Annotated in this window: 12 protein-coding genes and 1 pseudogene; 9 read left to right on the top strand and 4 right to left on the bottom strand. The window is 45.9% G+C overall.

Annotated features, from left to right (window positions below):
- Positions 1-89 precede the first annotated feature (89 nt).
- Entirely contained in the window at positions 90-1,937 is a 1,848-nt protein-coding gene (locus Q1A23_RS03685) for a pyruvate kinase (RefSeq protein WP_299819653.1), read from the bottom strand.
- Between the two features lie 304 nt (positions 1,938-2,241).
- Between Q1A23_RS03685 and Q1A23_RS03680 the strand changes: the two genes are divergently transcribed.
- The 5 genes from Q1A23_RS03680 to rny all read left to right on the top strand — a co-directional run bounded on the left by Q1A23_RS03680 (position 2,242) and on the right by rny (position 8,401).
- Positions 2,242-2,862, top strand: a complete 621-nt coding sequence (locus Q1A23_RS03680; protein ID WP_299819650.1) for a DUF1684 domain-containing protein — start codon at positions 2,242-2,244, stop codon at positions 2,860-2,862.
- Positions 2,863-3,629: 767 nt separating this feature from the next.
- Positions 3,630-6,047 (top strand): phenylalanine--tRNA ligase subunit beta, encoded by a 2,418-nt coding sequence (pheT, locus tag Q1A23_RS03675; protein WP_299819647.1) that lies wholly within the window; start codon positions 3,630-3,632, stop codon positions 6,045-6,047.
- A gap of 4 nt (positions 6,048-6,051) precedes the next feature.
- The gene (locus Q1A23_RS03670; RefSeq protein WP_299819644.1) at positions 6,052-6,348 is read left to right on the top strand and encodes a hypothetical protein; all 297 of its coding nucleotides are present in this window, start codon (positions 6,052-6,054) and stop codon (positions 6,346-6,348) included.
- A 77-nt stretch (positions 6,349-6,425) separates the two neighbouring features.
- Positions 6,426-6,713 (top strand): cell division protein ZapA, encoded by a 288-nt coding sequence (locus Q1A23_RS03665; RefSeq protein ID WP_299819641.1) that lies wholly within the window; start codon positions 6,426-6,428, stop codon positions 6,711-6,713.
- 122 nt (positions 6,714-6,835) lie between these two features.
- On the top strand, positions 6,836-8,401 hold the full coding sequence (gene rny, locus Q1A23_RS03660) for a ribonuclease Y (protein WP_299819638.1): 1,566 nt from the start codon (positions 6,836-6,838) through the stop codon (positions 8,399-8,401).
- 169 nt (positions 8,402-8,570) lie between these two features.
- Here rny and Q1A23_RS03655 read toward each other — a convergent pair whose 3' ends face one another.
- The gene (locus Q1A23_RS03655) at positions 8,571-9,509 is read right to left on the bottom strand and encodes a hydrogen peroxide-inducible genes activator (protein WP_299819635.1); all 939 of its coding nucleotides are present in this window, start codon (positions 9,507-9,509) and stop codon (positions 8,571-8,573) included.
- Between the two features lie 164 nt (positions 9,510-9,673).
- Here Q1A23_RS03655 and Q1A23_RS03650 point away from each other — a divergent pair, with 164 nt between their 5' ends.
- Positions 9,674-10,147 (top strand): Dps family protein, encoded by a 474-nt coding sequence (locus Q1A23_RS03650; RefSeq protein WP_299819632.1) that lies wholly within the window; start codon positions 9,674-9,676, stop codon positions 10,145-10,147.
- 126 nt (positions 10,148-10,273) lie between these two features.
- Complete coding sequence (locus Q1A23_RS03645) at positions 10,274-11,254, top strand: Gfo/Idh/MocA family oxidoreductase (RefSeq protein WP_299819629.1); 981 nt, start codon at positions 10,274-10,276, stop codon at positions 11,252-11,254.
- A 108-nt stretch (positions 11,255-11,362) separates the two neighbouring features.
- Here Q1A23_RS03645 and sucD read toward each other — a convergent pair whose 3' ends face one another.
- Complete coding sequence (gene sucD, locus Q1A23_RS03640; protein ID WP_299819626.1) at positions 11,363-12,253, bottom strand: succinate--CoA ligase subunit alpha; 891 nt, start codon at positions 12,251-12,253, stop codon at positions 11,363-11,365.
- 329 nt (positions 12,254-12,582) lie between these two features.
- Between sucD and Q1A23_RS03635 the strand changes: the two are divergent.
- Positions 12,583-13,566 (top strand): annotated as a pseudogene (locus Q1A23_RS03635) (pyridoxal-phosphate dependent enzyme); the annotation flags it as partial.
- Between the two features lie 198 nt (positions 13,567-13,764).
- On the top strand, positions 13,765-14,187 hold the full coding sequence (locus Q1A23_RS03630) for a response regulator (protein WP_299819624.1): 423 nt from the start codon (positions 13,765-13,767) through the stop codon (positions 14,185-14,187).
- Positions 14,188-14,310: 123 nt separating this feature from the next.
- Here the strand turns inward: Q1A23_RS03630 and Q1A23_RS03625 are convergent, their stop codons facing one another.
- Positions 14,311-15,159, bottom strand: a complete 849-nt coding sequence (locus Q1A23_RS03625) for a sulfite exporter TauE/SafE family protein (protein ID WP_299819623.1) — start codon at positions 15,157-15,159, stop codon at positions 14,311-14,313.
- Between the last annotated feature and the right edge of the window lie 48 nt (positions 15,160-15,207).

Raw genomic sequence — 15,207 nt, 5'->3', positions numbered from 1 at the left:
GTATAATAAAAGTTTGGTTTATGCACCTGAATTTCAAAAAGATGTGTTTTTTAGCTTTAAACTGGCACATGTTACATTAACTGTTTTGCTTACTGCTGCGCTTCTAATGCTGATATATGCAAACTGCGGAGCATAGATGTTTTTTTGGTTTGATGCTCTTGCATACGCACCAATATATCATGCAGCATTTCGATGGCCTGCACCACATGCGGGCCTTTGTTTAGCATTACGCAGTCGGCGCGCTGGGCCATGGCGGCATCTGTGATCTCGGCTCTGGATGGGCGACCCTTTTTTGCCAGCGTTTCCAGTACCTGCGTTGCCCACACTACTGGGATGTGAGCTGCTTCGCAGAGCCACAATATCTCTTCCTGTACCTCAGCAAGCCTTTCCCAACCGCATTCTACTGCTAAATCGCCGCGCGCAATCATAATGCCGGCAGGGTAAGATTGCATAGAGGCAAGCAGCAAATGAGGCAAATTCCGGAACCCTTCCTTTGTTTCGATCTTCAGCATGATGCCCAGTTTGGTGGCTTTTAGTGTTTTAAGCTGCTGCTGCAATGCCTTCACATTTTCGACATGGTTTACAAAAGACAGGTTTACGATGTCAGCGTGGCGGGAGATAAAACGCAGGTCCTTCTTATCTTTCTCCGTCAGGCCCTTTATGTGTATGTCGCTTTCGGGGAGATTGATTCCTTGGTCGGCTCGCAGCTTGCTGCCAAGAATACTGGCAGAAGTTATTTTAACAAGCAGTTGCTCCTGGCTGACGTCCTCTATCACTCCGCTGATTTTGCCGTCGTTAAAAAGTATAGGATCGCCTTTTTTAACCTGGGCAAATACTTCTGGCAGGGTGCAGGCAATATGGGCTGGCTGTATGATGTGGCCAGTCGCGTCGTATTTTGCAGGTTCGCCGGGTATTTGCGCTTTGGTTAAAACAAGCAGGCTGTCGTTTCTAAGTATAAGCGGTGAGTAAACGGCAGGCAGATCGGCTACTTTGGCTACCCGGTCAGGCACGGCTTTGCTTTTTACCTTAAGTTCTGTGCCAGTAAGGAGGTACGAAGTCTTAAAAAGATGCGCCACGCAACCATTGGCCTCTTTCCGGATAACAGTAAAAGTGCGTTTGCGGCCACGGGTGTCGGTAAAATCTATTTTGTCGTTTTCCTGCAGCTGTGCCACCCAATCTGCCCCCACCGGAAGCACCGCGTCTATGTTTTTAGGTGGTGCGGTACCGGGCGCTGCCAACCATACTTTGGCTGCTTCGGTAACCTGACCTATATCGTTTTGCACAGGGTGTATTGCCAATATCTTAGGGCCTTCTTTCAAAGGGCCTGTTCTTAATTTAGGTCCCATCAGATCTACCAAAACTTTACAGTTAAGGCCTGTTTCTTTCTCAGCTTGCCGCACCAGTTGTATCATGTTAAGCCATACTTTTTCGCTGTCGTGGGCGCAGTTTATGCGGGCACAGTTCATGCCGGCCTTCAGCATCCGCAGCAACAGTTCGTAATTATCAATTACATCGGCAGCAAGCGTTACCATAATGCAGGTGTTTCGCTTGTCTGGTTTTGGGCCCAGTAAGGCTTCTGTGTGTGCAGCCAGCAGTTTTTTATTTTCGTTAAACGTTACAGCTAAGTGCTTTGGGGTTGCCTGGCAAGTAGCTAAATAGCACAGTTGCTTGCGTACTGCCTGCAAGCTTGCCAAAACGTGTCCTTCTGCACGGCCCAAAGAAGATAAACCTAATTCGGCTAGCTCGGCTTGCAGGTGCCGGATGTCGTGCTGGCGCAGGGCCAGGTAGTGCAGCAGGTTTTGGGCGCTTTTTTTTAACTCCGGCGCTGTTTTTTCTAAAGCTGGTGCAAATTTCTTTTCTAGTGATATTGCCTGCTCATGGAGCTGCTCCAGCTGCTTTATCAGGTAGTTGTAGTCTGTTTTCTGTTGCTTAGCCATGGTTTGCAAGTGCCCGATACGTTATACTCTCAAACTGAAGATAAGATGGTAGGGTTGTATAAGAGGGGAGTGGTTTGGCTATAGATTGATGTAGCTAATCAAGAGGTGTGTCTATACTTTGCTTTATTTCTCTGCTATAATAAAGTTAAGTGTGGAAGCCCTGAAGCTTATGCCTTTAATTCTTAGAAAAAGCTTCTGCCAGCGTCAAAAGTGATTCTGAGTGTATCGGAAGGTGCGCACTAAATTTATACTTACATCCTCTTTAAAAATTTCCGACCTTTGCGGCAGTAAATATTTGCCTGCCATGAAACGAGCTCATAAGCTGATCATATTTGCCGGTGTTGTGCTGGTGCTGTTTTATTTTATGAAGGATGCCTTCTTTAACGAGGAGAACTACACAATGCCATTGTTAAAGGAGCGGGAAGATAAAGACCTGTCTTTCAGGAGCAGGACGAACTCTCCTTTGAGTGACGAAGAGCGCCGTAGCTTTAAGAACCTGGTATACTACGAACCTAATATGGAGTATCGTATTAAAGCAGAAGTAGAACCATTCCCGAAGCAGGATACATTGCTGATGCCGCTCACCAATGGCAGTTATGAACCCTATATGCGCTATGGAGCTGCCAGGTTTGATGTGCAAGGCCAACCACAGCAGCTAACGCTTTACAAAAAGCTAAGCGAAGAAAAAGAACAGCTTTTTGTGCCGTTTACTGATAAAACAAACGGCTTCGAAACATATGGTGGCGGCCGTTACATGGATGTGCCTTTTGAAGAAGGAGCTAAAACTGTGATGTTAGATTTTAACCGCGCCTATAGTCCTTTCTGTGCCTATAACGCGGAATATGTTTGCCCGGTGCCGCCAAAGGATAATCGCCTAAGTATACCTATTCCGGCAGGAGAGAAAACGTACGAGAAACCGGAGTAATTGCTGATTGGTAATTGTTATTTCGTTGTGCCGGGTCTAACTACCCTTTATCCCCTTAGAGCTACGCTCGCTAGTTTCGTACTTGCGTTCTTACTAGCCCAAGGCGGGGAATCTGTATCTACTGTACTCATTGACATCATACTTTCCGCTGCCTATTTTTTTTCTGTCATCCTGTAAAGGATCTTGGTGGAAGGAAGGTTAAGCGCCTGCTACCATGAAACCAGTCCCTCCGAGGAGGGAAACTGCCGTTACTGCTTTAGCCGAGGTATAAGTTTCATAGCTGCAGCCATTCCTCGGACAGGTCGCGACCTGTCCCTACGAGTCACCCACCTAGCCTTCCCCCAATAACAGGGGAGGGAAATTACTTTACAGTTGCAACAGCCGCTGGCGAAGAAGTGTCAAATCCGGTCCTTGAGTTGAGCGCCTCGAGAGGTTCCGGTGACGAGCGCTAGCGAGGCATTGCGACGTTAGGAGCAAAGGAAGCGAATGCCGCGCGATGCCCAAGGACGAGCCCACGCGGGCTTGAACGCATCAAAGCCAAACGTGAAACGGTAGGCAAGTAAGACTGAGGAAAGACAGCAGCTCGATAAAACGCCAGAAAAACGTCAGCCTCAGTAGCAAAATCAGGCAAACATTTAAGCAAACCAAAGTATAAACCATTATCATAATTTCCCTTCTCTTGCGACACTAAACAGAATAATGTTTAATTTTGGAGAACATTGGCTTTTATCTCAGGAGCTATACTTTAACCGACACAGAACAACAACATGCTGATATCATTCGACTGGCTTAAACAACTTATACAGACAGATAAAACTGCAGAAGAAGTAGGTGCTTTGCTAACTGGCGCAGGCCTGGAGGTAGAGGCAATTCATACTTTTGATCAGGTGCAGGGTGGTTTGGAAGGCATTGTGCTAGGCGAGGTGCTAACTTGTGAGCGCCACCCGGATGCAGACAAACTAAGCCTGACAACGGTAGATATCGGGAATGGTACGCCAAGCCAGATTGTGTGCGGTGCGCCAAACGTGGCAGCTGGTCAGCGCGTGGTCGTGGCTACGGTTAACAGCACGCTTTACCCTACTGGCGGTGAGTCATTCAAGATCAAGAAATCGAAGATTCGCGGGCAGGTTTCGGAAGGTATGATTTGTGCCGAAGATGAAATTGGCATTGGCACATCGCATGCAGGCATTATGGTGCTGGACACCGACCTGCCAAACGGAACACCAGCCGCCGAGTTCTTTGGACTGGGCTCGGATAGAGTATTCGAGATAGGTTTAACGCCAAACCGTGCCGATGCCGCGTCGCATTACGGTGTGGCCCGCGACCTGCAGGCTTTACTAAACACCCCGGCTGTACTTCCTGCTGTGGATGCTTTTAAAGTAAACAATACGTCTAAACCGATAGCAGTTGAGGTAGAAAACACAGAGGCCTGTCCTCGCTATTCTGGTGTAACTGTAACAGGTGTAAAGGTTGGTCCGTCGCCGGAGTGGCTGCAGAAGCGTTTGCGTGCTATCGATCTTTCCCCGATCAACAACATTGTAGATATTACCAACTATGTGCTGCATGAACTGGGGCAGCCGCTGCACGCTTTTGATGCCGACAAGATCAGAGAAGGTAAGATTTTAGTTAAAACCTTGCCGGAAGGCTCTATACTTAAGACGTTAGACGGTGTAGAGCGCAAGCTAAAAGCAACCGACCTGATGATCTGCGATGCGGAAGGCCCGATGGCCATAGGTGGCGTATTTGGCGGTGAGGCTTCTGGTGTGTCTGAAAATACAACCAGCATCTTCATCGAAAGCGCATACTTCTCTCCGGATAGCATCCGCCGCACAGGTATGGCGCACGGCTTAAAAACTGATGCATCTTTCCGTTTCGAGCGTGGCACCGACCCGAACATTGTAATTACTGCCTTGAAGCGTGCTGCTTTACTGGTACAGGAAATTGCAGGTGGCGAGGTGTCTTCTGAGATAGTAGATGTTTACCCAACCCCAATTCAAAATACAGAAATAGAGCTGAACATCGAACGTGCGCATACGTTGATTGGTCAGCACATTGGTACCGAGCGTATCAAAAGTATACTTACAGCCCTTGGCATTGAGGTTACAAAAGAAACTGAAACAGACCTGACGCTGTCGGTGCCGCCTTTTAAAGTAGATGTTACCCGAGAGGCTGATGTGGTGGAAGAAATTCTACGTATCTACGGCTTCAACAACATCGAAATGGACGAGAATCTGGCTACTACTTTCCTGGCTAAGTTTGCTACGCCATACGCTGAGGATGTGACCGACACTATCATGAATTACATCACGGCTAATGGTTTCAGCGAGATCATCACGAACTCTATTACCAACTCCAACTACTACAAACCAGCTGGCGATGCGGAGGTGGAGAGCCTGGTAAAGGTGCTGAACTATAATTCCGAAGACCTTGACGTATTACGCAAAAGTATGGTATTTTCTGGTCTGGAGGTACTGCGCCGCAACATCAACCGCCGTCAGCGCGACCTGAAACTGGTGGAGCTGGGTAAAGTTTACGAGCAGGTAGATGGAGAATACAAAGAGAGCCGCAAACTTTCTTTCTATATGGCAGGGAATGTAACCGCTGAAAGCTGGAAGCAGCCAAGTATGAAAACCGCTTTCCATGACCTGGCAGGTGTAGTGCAAAACGTGCTACGCAAGCTAAATGCCGGTGAGTTTGAAGTGCAGAACCTAGAGCAGAACAACTACATGCGCCAGGGCATCTCTTACCAGAAAAACGGTACTGAAATAGCACGGCTTGGCTTGCTGGATGCTGCCGTTTGCAAGTTTATGGAAGTGAAAGAGCAAGTGTGGTACGCCGAGCTTAACTGGGATTACCTGCTGAAGAAGTATAAAAGCAAGCTGGTAGCCGAAGAGCTGCCGAAGTTCCCGGAAGTGCGCCGCGACCTTTCTTTGGTGCTAGACAAAAATGTTACCTTCGACCAGGTAAAACAGATTGCCCTACGCACCGAGCGTAAGTTGCTGCAGGACGTAAACGTGTTTGATGTATACGAAGGCGATAAAATAGAGGCAGGCAAAAAAGCCTATGCCGTTAGCTTCACGTTGCTAGATAAACAGCAAACCCTGACCGATAAGGTGATTGAAAACGTAATGAATCGCCTGATGCAGCAATTTGAGAAACAACTGGGAGCTTTTATCCGCAAATAGCGTTATGGCAAAGGAGGCGCAATTACAACAACTTCAGCAGATCGAAGATAAACTTCGCAGGCTTATTTCCCGCTATACAGATGTGCAGCAGAAGCTGGTACAGGCCCAGGAAGAAATTAAGTTACTGGAGGGGATAGTAGAAGAAAAGGAGCTGCAAATAAAAAATTTTCAAAATCAGGATAATATTGTTAAAATTGTAGATGCGATAGCAGGAAATACTGCAAATTCGACAGAGTTAAAGCTCAAGCTAAACGAATACATTAGAGAAATCGATAAGTGTATCGCTTACTTACAAGACTAAGCATCAGGTGTTAAGGTAGTTTTAATCCAATGCATCAAGTTAATGTACAGTAAGCATCACCATAAAAAACGCAACGGATGAGTGAATTATCTATAAAGATTCGCATCGCGGAACGCGAGTATCCGATGCGGGTAAAAGAGGAGGAAGAGGAAAGATTAAGAGTTGTCGGGAAATTACTGAACGAGCGCCTTCGTTTTTATAAGGATCAGTTCGGTATCCAGGACAAGCAAGACCTGTTGGCCATGGTGGCTTTTGAAACCATGGTAGAGAAGCTGAAGATGGAGGAGGAGAAATCTGCTCACCTCGCTAAAGTGGGCCAGCAGCTTAATGTACTTGACGACCTCCTGTCATCGACAAATAAATAAGGTATCGGAGAAATACTATATATTTCGTGAGATAACTTTTACTTCGTTTAGGCCCTGAGCCTTATCCCTATCTTTTTGCAGGTACCGGCTATACGTTTTTATACACCATAAAACTTATAGTTATGCCCACTATTCTTTATATTATAGTAACAGCTGTTGTAGCGCTCGGAGTGGGCGTATACATTGGCCGTTCGCTGTTACAGAAAGTTTATAAACAGCAGGAAGATGCTGCCCGCCACCGCGCCAAAAACATCATTCGCGAAGCCGAGATCAATGGCGAGAGCATTATGAAGGACCGCATACTGGAGGCTAAGGAGAAGTACCTGAAGCTTAAGTCTGAGTTTGAGGAGGAGATGAACAAGAAGAAGAACATCATCATCCAGAATGAGAACAAGGTAAAGCAACGCGAGCAGCACGTTTCGAAGCAAATGGAAGAAGCCAAACGCAAAGAAAACGAACTGAACAAAGAGAAGGAACACCTTAATGCCCAACTAGAGCAGCTTAAGAAACGCAAAGAAGAAGTAGAGCAGCAGCACGAAGAAGTTGTAAGCCAGCTGGAGAAGATTGCAGGACTGACGGCAGCCGAGGCAAGAGAGCAAATGGTGGAGGCGCTTAAGAGCGAGGCTACCACACAGGCATCTTCGCATATTAAAGACATTGTAGCACAAGCCAAGCTTACCGCTACCAAAGAAGCTAAAAAGATCGTAATCGAGACTATTCAGCGTACAGCTGCTGAGCACGCTATAGAAAACTGCGTGTCGGTATTCAACATCGAAAGCGACGATATTAAAGGTAAAATCATTGGTCGTGAAGGCCGTAACATTCGCGCTCTGGAAGCCGCTACTGGTGTAGAGATTATTGTTGATGATACGCCAGAAGCCATCATCATTTCTGGTTTCGATCCTGTTCGCCGTGAGATTGCGCGTCTGTCGCTGCACCGCCTGGTTGCCGATGGCCGTATTCACCCAGCCAGAATTGAGGAGGTTGTTTCTAAAACCCGCAAAAACATTGAAGAGGAGATTGTGGAGATTGGTGAGCGTACTGCCATTGACCTGGGGATTCACGGTCTGCACCCGGAACTGATTAAGATGGTGGGACGTATGCGTTTCCGTTCATCTTACGGCCAGAACCTGCTGCAACACTCACGTGAAGTTGCTAACCTTTGTGCCACCATGGCTGCAGAGCTTGGCCTGAACGTGAAGCACGCAAAACGCGCCGGTTTATTGCATGATATTGGTAAAGTAACCCCAGACGAGCCAGAATTGCCACACGCAATCATCGGTATGGAGCTTGCCAAAAAGTATAAAGAGCATCCGGATGTTTGCAACGCCATTGGTGCCCACCACGATGAGGTAGAAATGACTGCGATGATCTCTCCATTAGTACAGGCTTGCGACGCTATTTCTGGTTCAAGACCAGGTGCACGCCGTGAGATAATGGAGTCTTACATCAAGCGTTTGAAGGAGCTGGAAGAAACAGCTATCTCTTTTGAAGGCGTTAACCAATGTTACGCTATACAGGCGGGCCGTGAGTTACGTGTTATGGTTGATGCCGACAACGTTTCGGATGACAAGGCCGCACAGATTTCTTTTGATATCTCGCAGAAAATTGAGAAAGAGATGCAGTATCCTGGCCAGATCAAGATCACAGTTATCCGTGAGATGCGCGCCATTAGCTACGCGAAGTAATTTTAAGCCAAGTATAAATTAAGGATAAACCGCCTGCTACTTCTGTGGCAGGCGGTTTTTTTATCAGGATTTGCAGCAATGCTGGAAGACAGGACTACCCTTAGTCCCAGGTCCAACCACCCCTAGCCCCGCCTTAGACAAGGAAGGGTTAGTTTTTAGACGAAACATACTACCGCACCGACACTACCTGTTCTTTTTCACGGTTTCTTATTTCTGCTGGCAGGGCAGCTACTATTTCCTGCTGTAGGGCTGCTATAAGTTTCTTTTTCAGAAAGCTGCGATGCACTACCAGGCTTACTTCACGTAAGGGCTGCGGCTCCTGGAAAGTGTGCACCAGTTCGCGTTTCGATTCAGGCATTTCCAACACCGAAAGTTCAGGGAGAAGAGTAAGGCCGTGCTGCGTTTCTACGATGCGCTTTAAGGTTTCAAGTGACCCGCTTTTATAGTCCAGGTTGCTGTTCTGAGCCCCAGATCCGCCTCTGTTGCAGATGTTTAGTACTTGGCTTCTGAAGCAATGCCCTTCGTTTAGCACCCACAACTCGTCCATATCCAGTTGCTCTGGTTTTATACTTTTCTGTTTGGCTAATGGATGGTTTGGGTTAATGTAGGTCACGAATGCCTCGTAGAAAAGGGGGAGCTCCTTTATGCTCTTATCCTCCAGCGGGGTAACCAATAAGCCTACGTCCAGGAGCTCATGCTTTAGTTTCTCCACAATCTCGTTTGTGAGCAGCTCTTGTACCACCACATGCACGTTAGGGTGCTTTTGCAGAAAACCTGTAATAAACAGCGGGATAAGATAGGGGGCCAACGTAGGTATAACGCCTATTTTAAGCTCGCCAGATAGTTCCTGCTTCTGGCCTTGCACAATCTCCTGTATCTTTTTTGATTCGGCGATAATGGTACGGGCCTGCAAAATTATTTCTTTGCCTATTTCGGTGGGTCTTACAGGTACCCGGCTACGATCAAATAACTGCACCCCCAGCTCTTCTTCCAGCTTTTGCAATTGCATGCTTAACGTCGGCTGTGTTACAAAACAATGTTCTGCCGCTGTAGCAAAGTGGCGGTGTGTATCTACGGCAACTAAATACTCTAACTGTACTAATGTCATTTTTCAGAAAGATAGTATAAGCTATACTTGCAGCATAATGGCTGTTAAACAAATATAGTTTATAGCTGTTGTCAATTATAGTATAAATTATATCAATTTGATTTATATGGCAAGTATAAGCATTTTTGAGACGTACTAAGAATACAGATAAATAAAATTAAACTATGGATAAACTAAACCGAATAGGACTACAAAAAGCCGACAGCAGAGAGATCGCAGAAAAATTAAATGAGCTTCTTGCTAATTACCATTTATACTATCAAAACTTACGCGGCTTTCACTGGAACATCAAAGGGGTGCATTTTTTTCAGTTGCATGCCAAGTTTGAGGAACTATACAATGGGGCTTTAACGCGCATTGATGAGATAGCAGAAAGAATTCTGACAATCGGGCAAACGCCACTTCATACTTTCTCGGATTATGTGCGTGTTGCAAGTATAACAGAGGCCGGCAATATAAGCGGTGATATTGAAACGGTAAGGGCAACACAGGAAAACCTGACCTTACTGCTTAGCCTGGAGCGTGAGATTTTAAGTATGGCAGCAGAAACCGGAGACGAAGGTACTGTAAGCCTGATAAGCGAAGATATTAATGAGAATGAGAAAACCCTTTGGATGCTGAACGCTTTCCTGAGCTAAAGTATAAAAGCATTTACCTTTAAGAATGAAGGGCAATAGTATTGAAGTCTTTTAAAGATTTTGATGATATTGCCCTTTCTGTTTCTTGAGATTTAAAAGAGAGCCTATACTTTATTATTAAAAAAAATGAAAAAGGTACGCTGGGGAATCATCGGTTGTGGTAACGTTACAGAAGTAAAAAGTGGGCCGGCATTCAGCAAGATCAAGCATTCTGAGTTAGTAGCTGTTATGCGACGCGATGCTGCCAAAGCAAAAGACTACGCGCAACGCCACGGCGTCCCCAGATGGTATACTACTGCCGCCGACCTTATAAATGACCCGGAGGTTGATGCGGTTTACATAGCCACTCCACCTGATACGCATGCGGCTTACACTTTACAGGTTGCTGCCGCAGGGAAGCCTGTGTATGTAGAAAAGCCTATGGCGCTTAATTATGCGCAATGCCAGCAAATGATTACGGCCTGTTCGGATGCTGGAGTACCTTTGTTCGTGGCATACTACAGAAGGGGGCAGCAGGCATTTCTTAAAGTAAAGGAGTTGGTGCAGAGCAGGTTTATCGGAGACATTCGGTTTGTGAACATCAAACTGTACCAACCGCTGCAACCACACCTATATAAGCATGAGATACCCTGGCGTGTGCAGCCTGAGATCTCGGGAGGAGGTTTGTTTCATGACCTTGCGGCGCACCAATTCGACATCCTCGATTTTATACTTGGTCCTCTGGCAGATGCTTCCGGACAGGCAACAAACCAGGCTGGTTTATATGCTGCTGATGATCTTGTTACGGCTCAATTTAAGTTTGATAACGGCGTTTTAGGTAGCGGAGTGTGGTGCTTTAGCGTTACAGAGCAGCAGCAAGAGGATAGTATTGAGATAGTGGGGAGCAAGGGGAGAATAATTTTTCCGACGTTTGCCTTACAAAATCCTATTCAATTGGAAACGGCGGAAGGAATACAGGAATTTTTGCTGCCACCTCCGGTTCATGTGCAGCAGCCTTTTATACAGTCGATTGTAGAGGAGTTAACAGGGGAGGGGAAATGTATGGGTTCAGTTTCTGCCGCTGCGCGTTCCACACTAATAATGGATAAGATAGTAAGCAAGATTTAATGAAGGCGTTGCAATGCTTCTTTTTTCGCAGTTGATGTAAAAGAAAGAGGCTGCCTTTGCGGACAGCCTCTTTTATGATTTATACTTTTGAAGTATATTTCGCTTTGACTAAGCTGAAATGCCTGCTTCCTGTAGTGCTTTAACCATCGCCTCACCGATTTCGGCAGGAGACTCCACTACATTGATGCCACACTCACGCATGATCGCCATTTTAGCAGCAGCAGTATCATCAGCACCGCCAACAATAGCACCTGCGTGGCCCATACGACGACCAGCCGGAGCAGTTTGGCCAGCGATGAAACCTACAACCGGCTTCTTGTTGCCAGTTTCCTGAATGTACTTAGAAGCCATAGCCTCGTAGTTACCACCAATCTCACCGATCATTACAATCGCATCAGTCTCAGGGTCTTCCATCAATAACTGCACAGCGTCTTTAGTAGGCGTTCCGATAATCGGGTCACCACCGATACCGATAGCTGTAGAAATACCTAAGCCTGCTTTCACGATCTGGTCGGCAGCTTCGTAAGTTAATGTACCAGATTTAGATACGATACCGATACGGCCTGACTTGAACACGAAACCTGGCATAATACCAACTTTAGCCTCGCCTGGCGTGATAACACCCGGGCAGTTAGGGCCAATAAGTGTTACGTCTTTGCCTTTCAGGTAATTTTTAGCCATTACCATATCCTTCACAGGAATACCCTCTGTAATAGCAACAATTACTTTTATGCCAGCATCAGCGGCTTCCATAATGGCGTCTGCGGCAAAAGCAGGCGGAACAAAAATGATAGATACATCAGCGCCGGTTCTCTTTACAGCATCTTCTACTGTATTGAAAACAGGAAGGTCCAAGTGGTTGTTGCCACCTTTGCCCGGAGTTACACCGCCTACTACGTTGGTGCCATACTCAATCATCTGAGAAGCGTGAAAAGAACCTTCAGAGCCTGTGAAGCCCTGTACGATTACTTTCGAATCTTTATTTACTAAAACACTCATGTGTATCTTTTTTAGTTTGTATAAACAAGTCGAACTATAAGGATGTGCAAAAATAGGCTTTTTTATGGCGCTTACAAAAAATAGTTAAGGCTAATATAGGAACATACAATGCTTTAAGCCGGAACAAGATGTGCCTATACTGCTGTTGTTTAGCCAAGGCACCTGTAGGCATGATCTGTAAAAGCCTTATAGTGCCATGTGGAACAATATTCTTAGGTTTAGCTAAACCGCACCAGTTTTAAAATTGCGCTTAAGTATAGCCTAAATGCTATGTATTATTCCATTTATTTTAATTTCTTACCTTTGCACCAAAATTTAAATTGTCTTAGATGAAATATCTGAATCATATTACCGAGGCAATCGGTAACACACCCTTAGTTAAGTTAAATAACGTTACGGAAGGCATAAAGGCTACGGTACTGGCCAAGGTAGAATACCTTAACCCTGGAAACTCAGTTAAAGACCGTATGGCTATCAAGATGATAGAAGATGCGGAGAAAGCGGGTATTCTAAAGCCGGGCGGCACCATTATCGAAGGTACATCAGGCAACACAGGTATGGGTCTTGCACTTGCTGCCATCGCGAAAGGTTATAAATGCATTTTCACCCTGGCCGATAAGCAGAGCAAAGAGAAAATGGACATTCTGCGTGCCGTAGGTGCCGAGGTAAGGGTTTGCCCTACCAATGTTTCCCCAGATCATCCGGACTCATACTACTCTGTTGCAAAGCGCCTGAACGAGGAGATTCCAAATTCTTTTTATCCGAACCAGTACGATAACATGTCTAACTGGGCTGCCCACTACGAGAGCACAGGCCCTGAGATATGGGAGCAGACAGATGGTAAAGTAACACACTTTATTACTGGTGTTGGAACAGGTGGTACGGTTACAGGCATCTCCAGGTACCTGAAGGAAAAGAACCCGGCAGTACAGACAATCGGTATTGATACTTATGGCTCTGTTTTTAAGAAGTATAAAGAGACGGGTATTTTTGACGAGAACGAAATTTACTCTTATGCCACAGAAGGCATCGGTGAAGACATACTTCCGAAAAACGTTGATTTTGATGTGATTGATCAGTTTATAAAAGTAACTGATAAAGATGGCGCTGTGATGACAAGAAGATTAGCGAAAGAGGAAGGTCTTTTTGTTGGTTGGTCTTGCGGCACGGCAGTTTACGGTGCACTTGAGTACATCCGCGATAATAACCTGACTGAAAATGATGTGGTTGTAGTGCTGTTGCCAGACCACGGCACACGCTACCTGGGCAAAATCTACAATGATGAGTGGATGCGCGCCCAAGGGTACATCGATTAAGTTTTCTGGCGCAACAAGAAGAGGCCCCTCCTTGGGAGCCTTGGCTTGTTGCGCTCAGTATTTTTGTAGCTATCTGATACTGCTTATTGAGTATAATGCGTAGATTTGCTATACTTACATAATGAATTTAGCTTTGTGTAGCAACCCCTTGTAAGTTGCGCTTGCAAAGTAAAGCCCTTAGTGAAAACACCCGCCATGAAAAAGTTATCAGGAGTATTGCTCATCGATGATGACGAAACTACTAATTTCCTGAACCGCCGCTTGCTTGAAAGGCTGGAGGTAACAGATAAGATACGCACTTTCGTGAATGGGAAGCAGGCATTCGATTACCTGTATAACATCAGCAACAATAACTACGACCCAAGCAACAAAGATTACTTTAAGCCACAGTTGATCCTGCTGGATATCAATATGCCTGTAATGGATGGGTTTGAGATGCTGGACTTGTATGATCGCTTGAACGATGAGTTTAAGGATGGAATCGTGATGGCTGTACTAACCAGCTCTACGCATCCGCAGGATACGGAAACCGCCAGAAGCTATGCGGCAGAGTATCTTATAAAGCCTTTAAACATAGATAAAGTTAAAGAGCTTTTGGATAAGCACTTTAAGGAATAAGCTGTAAGAAGCATTAAAAGCAAAAGCCAACTGCCAGCGCAGTTGGCTTTTGCTTTTAATGGCTAGTAGTATAGCCGTACCTTAACATGAGTGATACGCGCCACCTGTGCTTTAAAGTATAAACTAAAAGGAAAAGCCGAATTTGGATTTGATAGCCAGGTTCATGAGAACGCCGAAACCCGCCAGGAAAAGCCCAATGCCGATAAGTTTCTCCATTTTAAGCCCTTGAGGTCCGCTGCGCTTTTTAAGTAAGTTACCTCCCAAGGCGCCCAAAGCAAAGGCAGCTACTAAAGGCAGGCTACGGCTCCACATGACGTTACCTAGTAAGAAGTGGCTTATAAACCCTGTAAAGCTGGTGATTACAAGTATAAATAAGGAGGTAGAGGTGGCAATTTGCGGCGGTATCCGGAAAAGCTTGATCATGGCAGGCGTTTGCACAAAGCCACCCCCAATGCCAAAAAGCCCGGCCATAACACCCGATACAAACCCGAAAGTTGATACCAAACCTGCATTAAGCCTGTAAGCCAGGTGCTTTGCCTTGTTCTTACGAATAAAAGAAGTAGGCACCCTGCGCATGCGGTACATCACCCCTGAGCGCTTAGACCTTGCCTTTTTCTTTTTTGGGGCAAACATGGTGGCTCCGATGGCAACAACAAACAGCGCAAAAACAAACTGTAGCTTCAACACCGGCATAAACGCCACCATAAACGCTCCTAACACAGTACCCACGACCGCAGGCAACTGTATGAGTGTGCCTACCACATAGTCTATACTTCTGTCGCGGAGGTTAAAAACAGAGGCTATTACAGAAGCCGGAACAAGTGCAGCCATGGTAGAGCCAATTGCTATTTCGATGTTATAGCCAAAGAAGATGATAAGAATGGGCACCATAAACACACCCCCACCAAACCCGATGACTGTACCAAAGGCGCTAACCAAAACGCCAACCAGAAAAAGGATAAGCTCCTCCATTTGCTGCAGCCCTGTGTGGGCTAACTAAATTTATACATTGCTGCGTTA

This window comes from uncultured Pontibacter sp., assembly GCF_947492645.1.
Lineage (GTDB): Bacteria > Bacteroidota > Bacteroidia > Cytophagales > Hymenobacteraceae > Pontibacter.
The sequence above is the reverse complement of the archived record's forward strand: the minus strand, read 5'-3'. Positions and strand labels throughout refer to the sequence as shown.

Excerpts from the sequence above, each read along its gene's own strand:
- Q1A23_RS03625 (WP_299819623.1), bottom strand. The coding sequence starts at position 15,159 with ATGGAGGAGCTTATCCTTTTTCTGGTTGGCGTTTTGGTTAGCGCCTTT.
- Q1A23_RS03685 (WP_299819653.1), bottom strand. The coding sequence starts at position 1,937 with ATGGCTAAGCAACAGAAAACAGACTACAACTACCTGATAAAGCAGCTG.
- pheT (WP_299819647.1), top strand. The coding sequence starts at position 3,630 with ATGCTGATATCATTCGACTGGCTTAAACAACTTATACAGACAGATAAA.
- sucD (WP_299819626.1), bottom strand. The coding sequence starts at position 12,253 with ATGAGTGTTTTAGTAAATAAAGATTCGAAAGTAATCGTACAGGGCTTC.
- Q1A23_RS03650 (WP_299819632.1), top strand. The coding sequence starts at position 9,674 with ATGGATAAACTAAACCGAATAGGACTACAAAAAGCCGACAGCAGAGAG.
- Q1A23_RS03680 (WP_299819650.1), top strand. The coding sequence starts at position 2,242 with ATGAAACGAGCTCATAAGCTGATCATATTTGCCGGTGTTGTGCTGGTG.
- rny (WP_299819638.1), top strand. The coding sequence starts at position 6,836 with ATGCCCACTATTCTTTATATTATAGTAACAGCTGTTGTAGCGCTCGGA.
- Q1A23_RS03645 (WP_299819629.1), top strand. The coding sequence starts at position 10,274 with ATGAAAAAGGTACGCTGGGGAATCATCGGTTGTGGTAACGTTACAGAA.
- Q1A23_RS03655 (WP_299819635.1), bottom strand. The coding sequence starts at position 9,509 with ATGACATTAGTACAGTTAGAGTATTTAGTTGCCGTAGATACACACCGC.
- Q1A23_RS03630 (WP_299819624.1), top strand. The coding sequence starts at position 13,765 with ATGAAAAAGTTATCAGGAGTATTGCTCATCGATGATGACGAAACTACT.
- Q1A23_RS03670 (WP_299819644.1), top strand. The coding sequence starts at position 6,052 with ATGGCAAAGGAGGCGCAATTACAACAACTTCAGCAGATCGAAGATAAA.
- Q1A23_RS03665 (WP_299819641.1), top strand. The coding sequence starts at position 6,426 with ATGAGTGAATTATCTATAAAGATTCGCATCGCGGAACGCGAGTATCCG.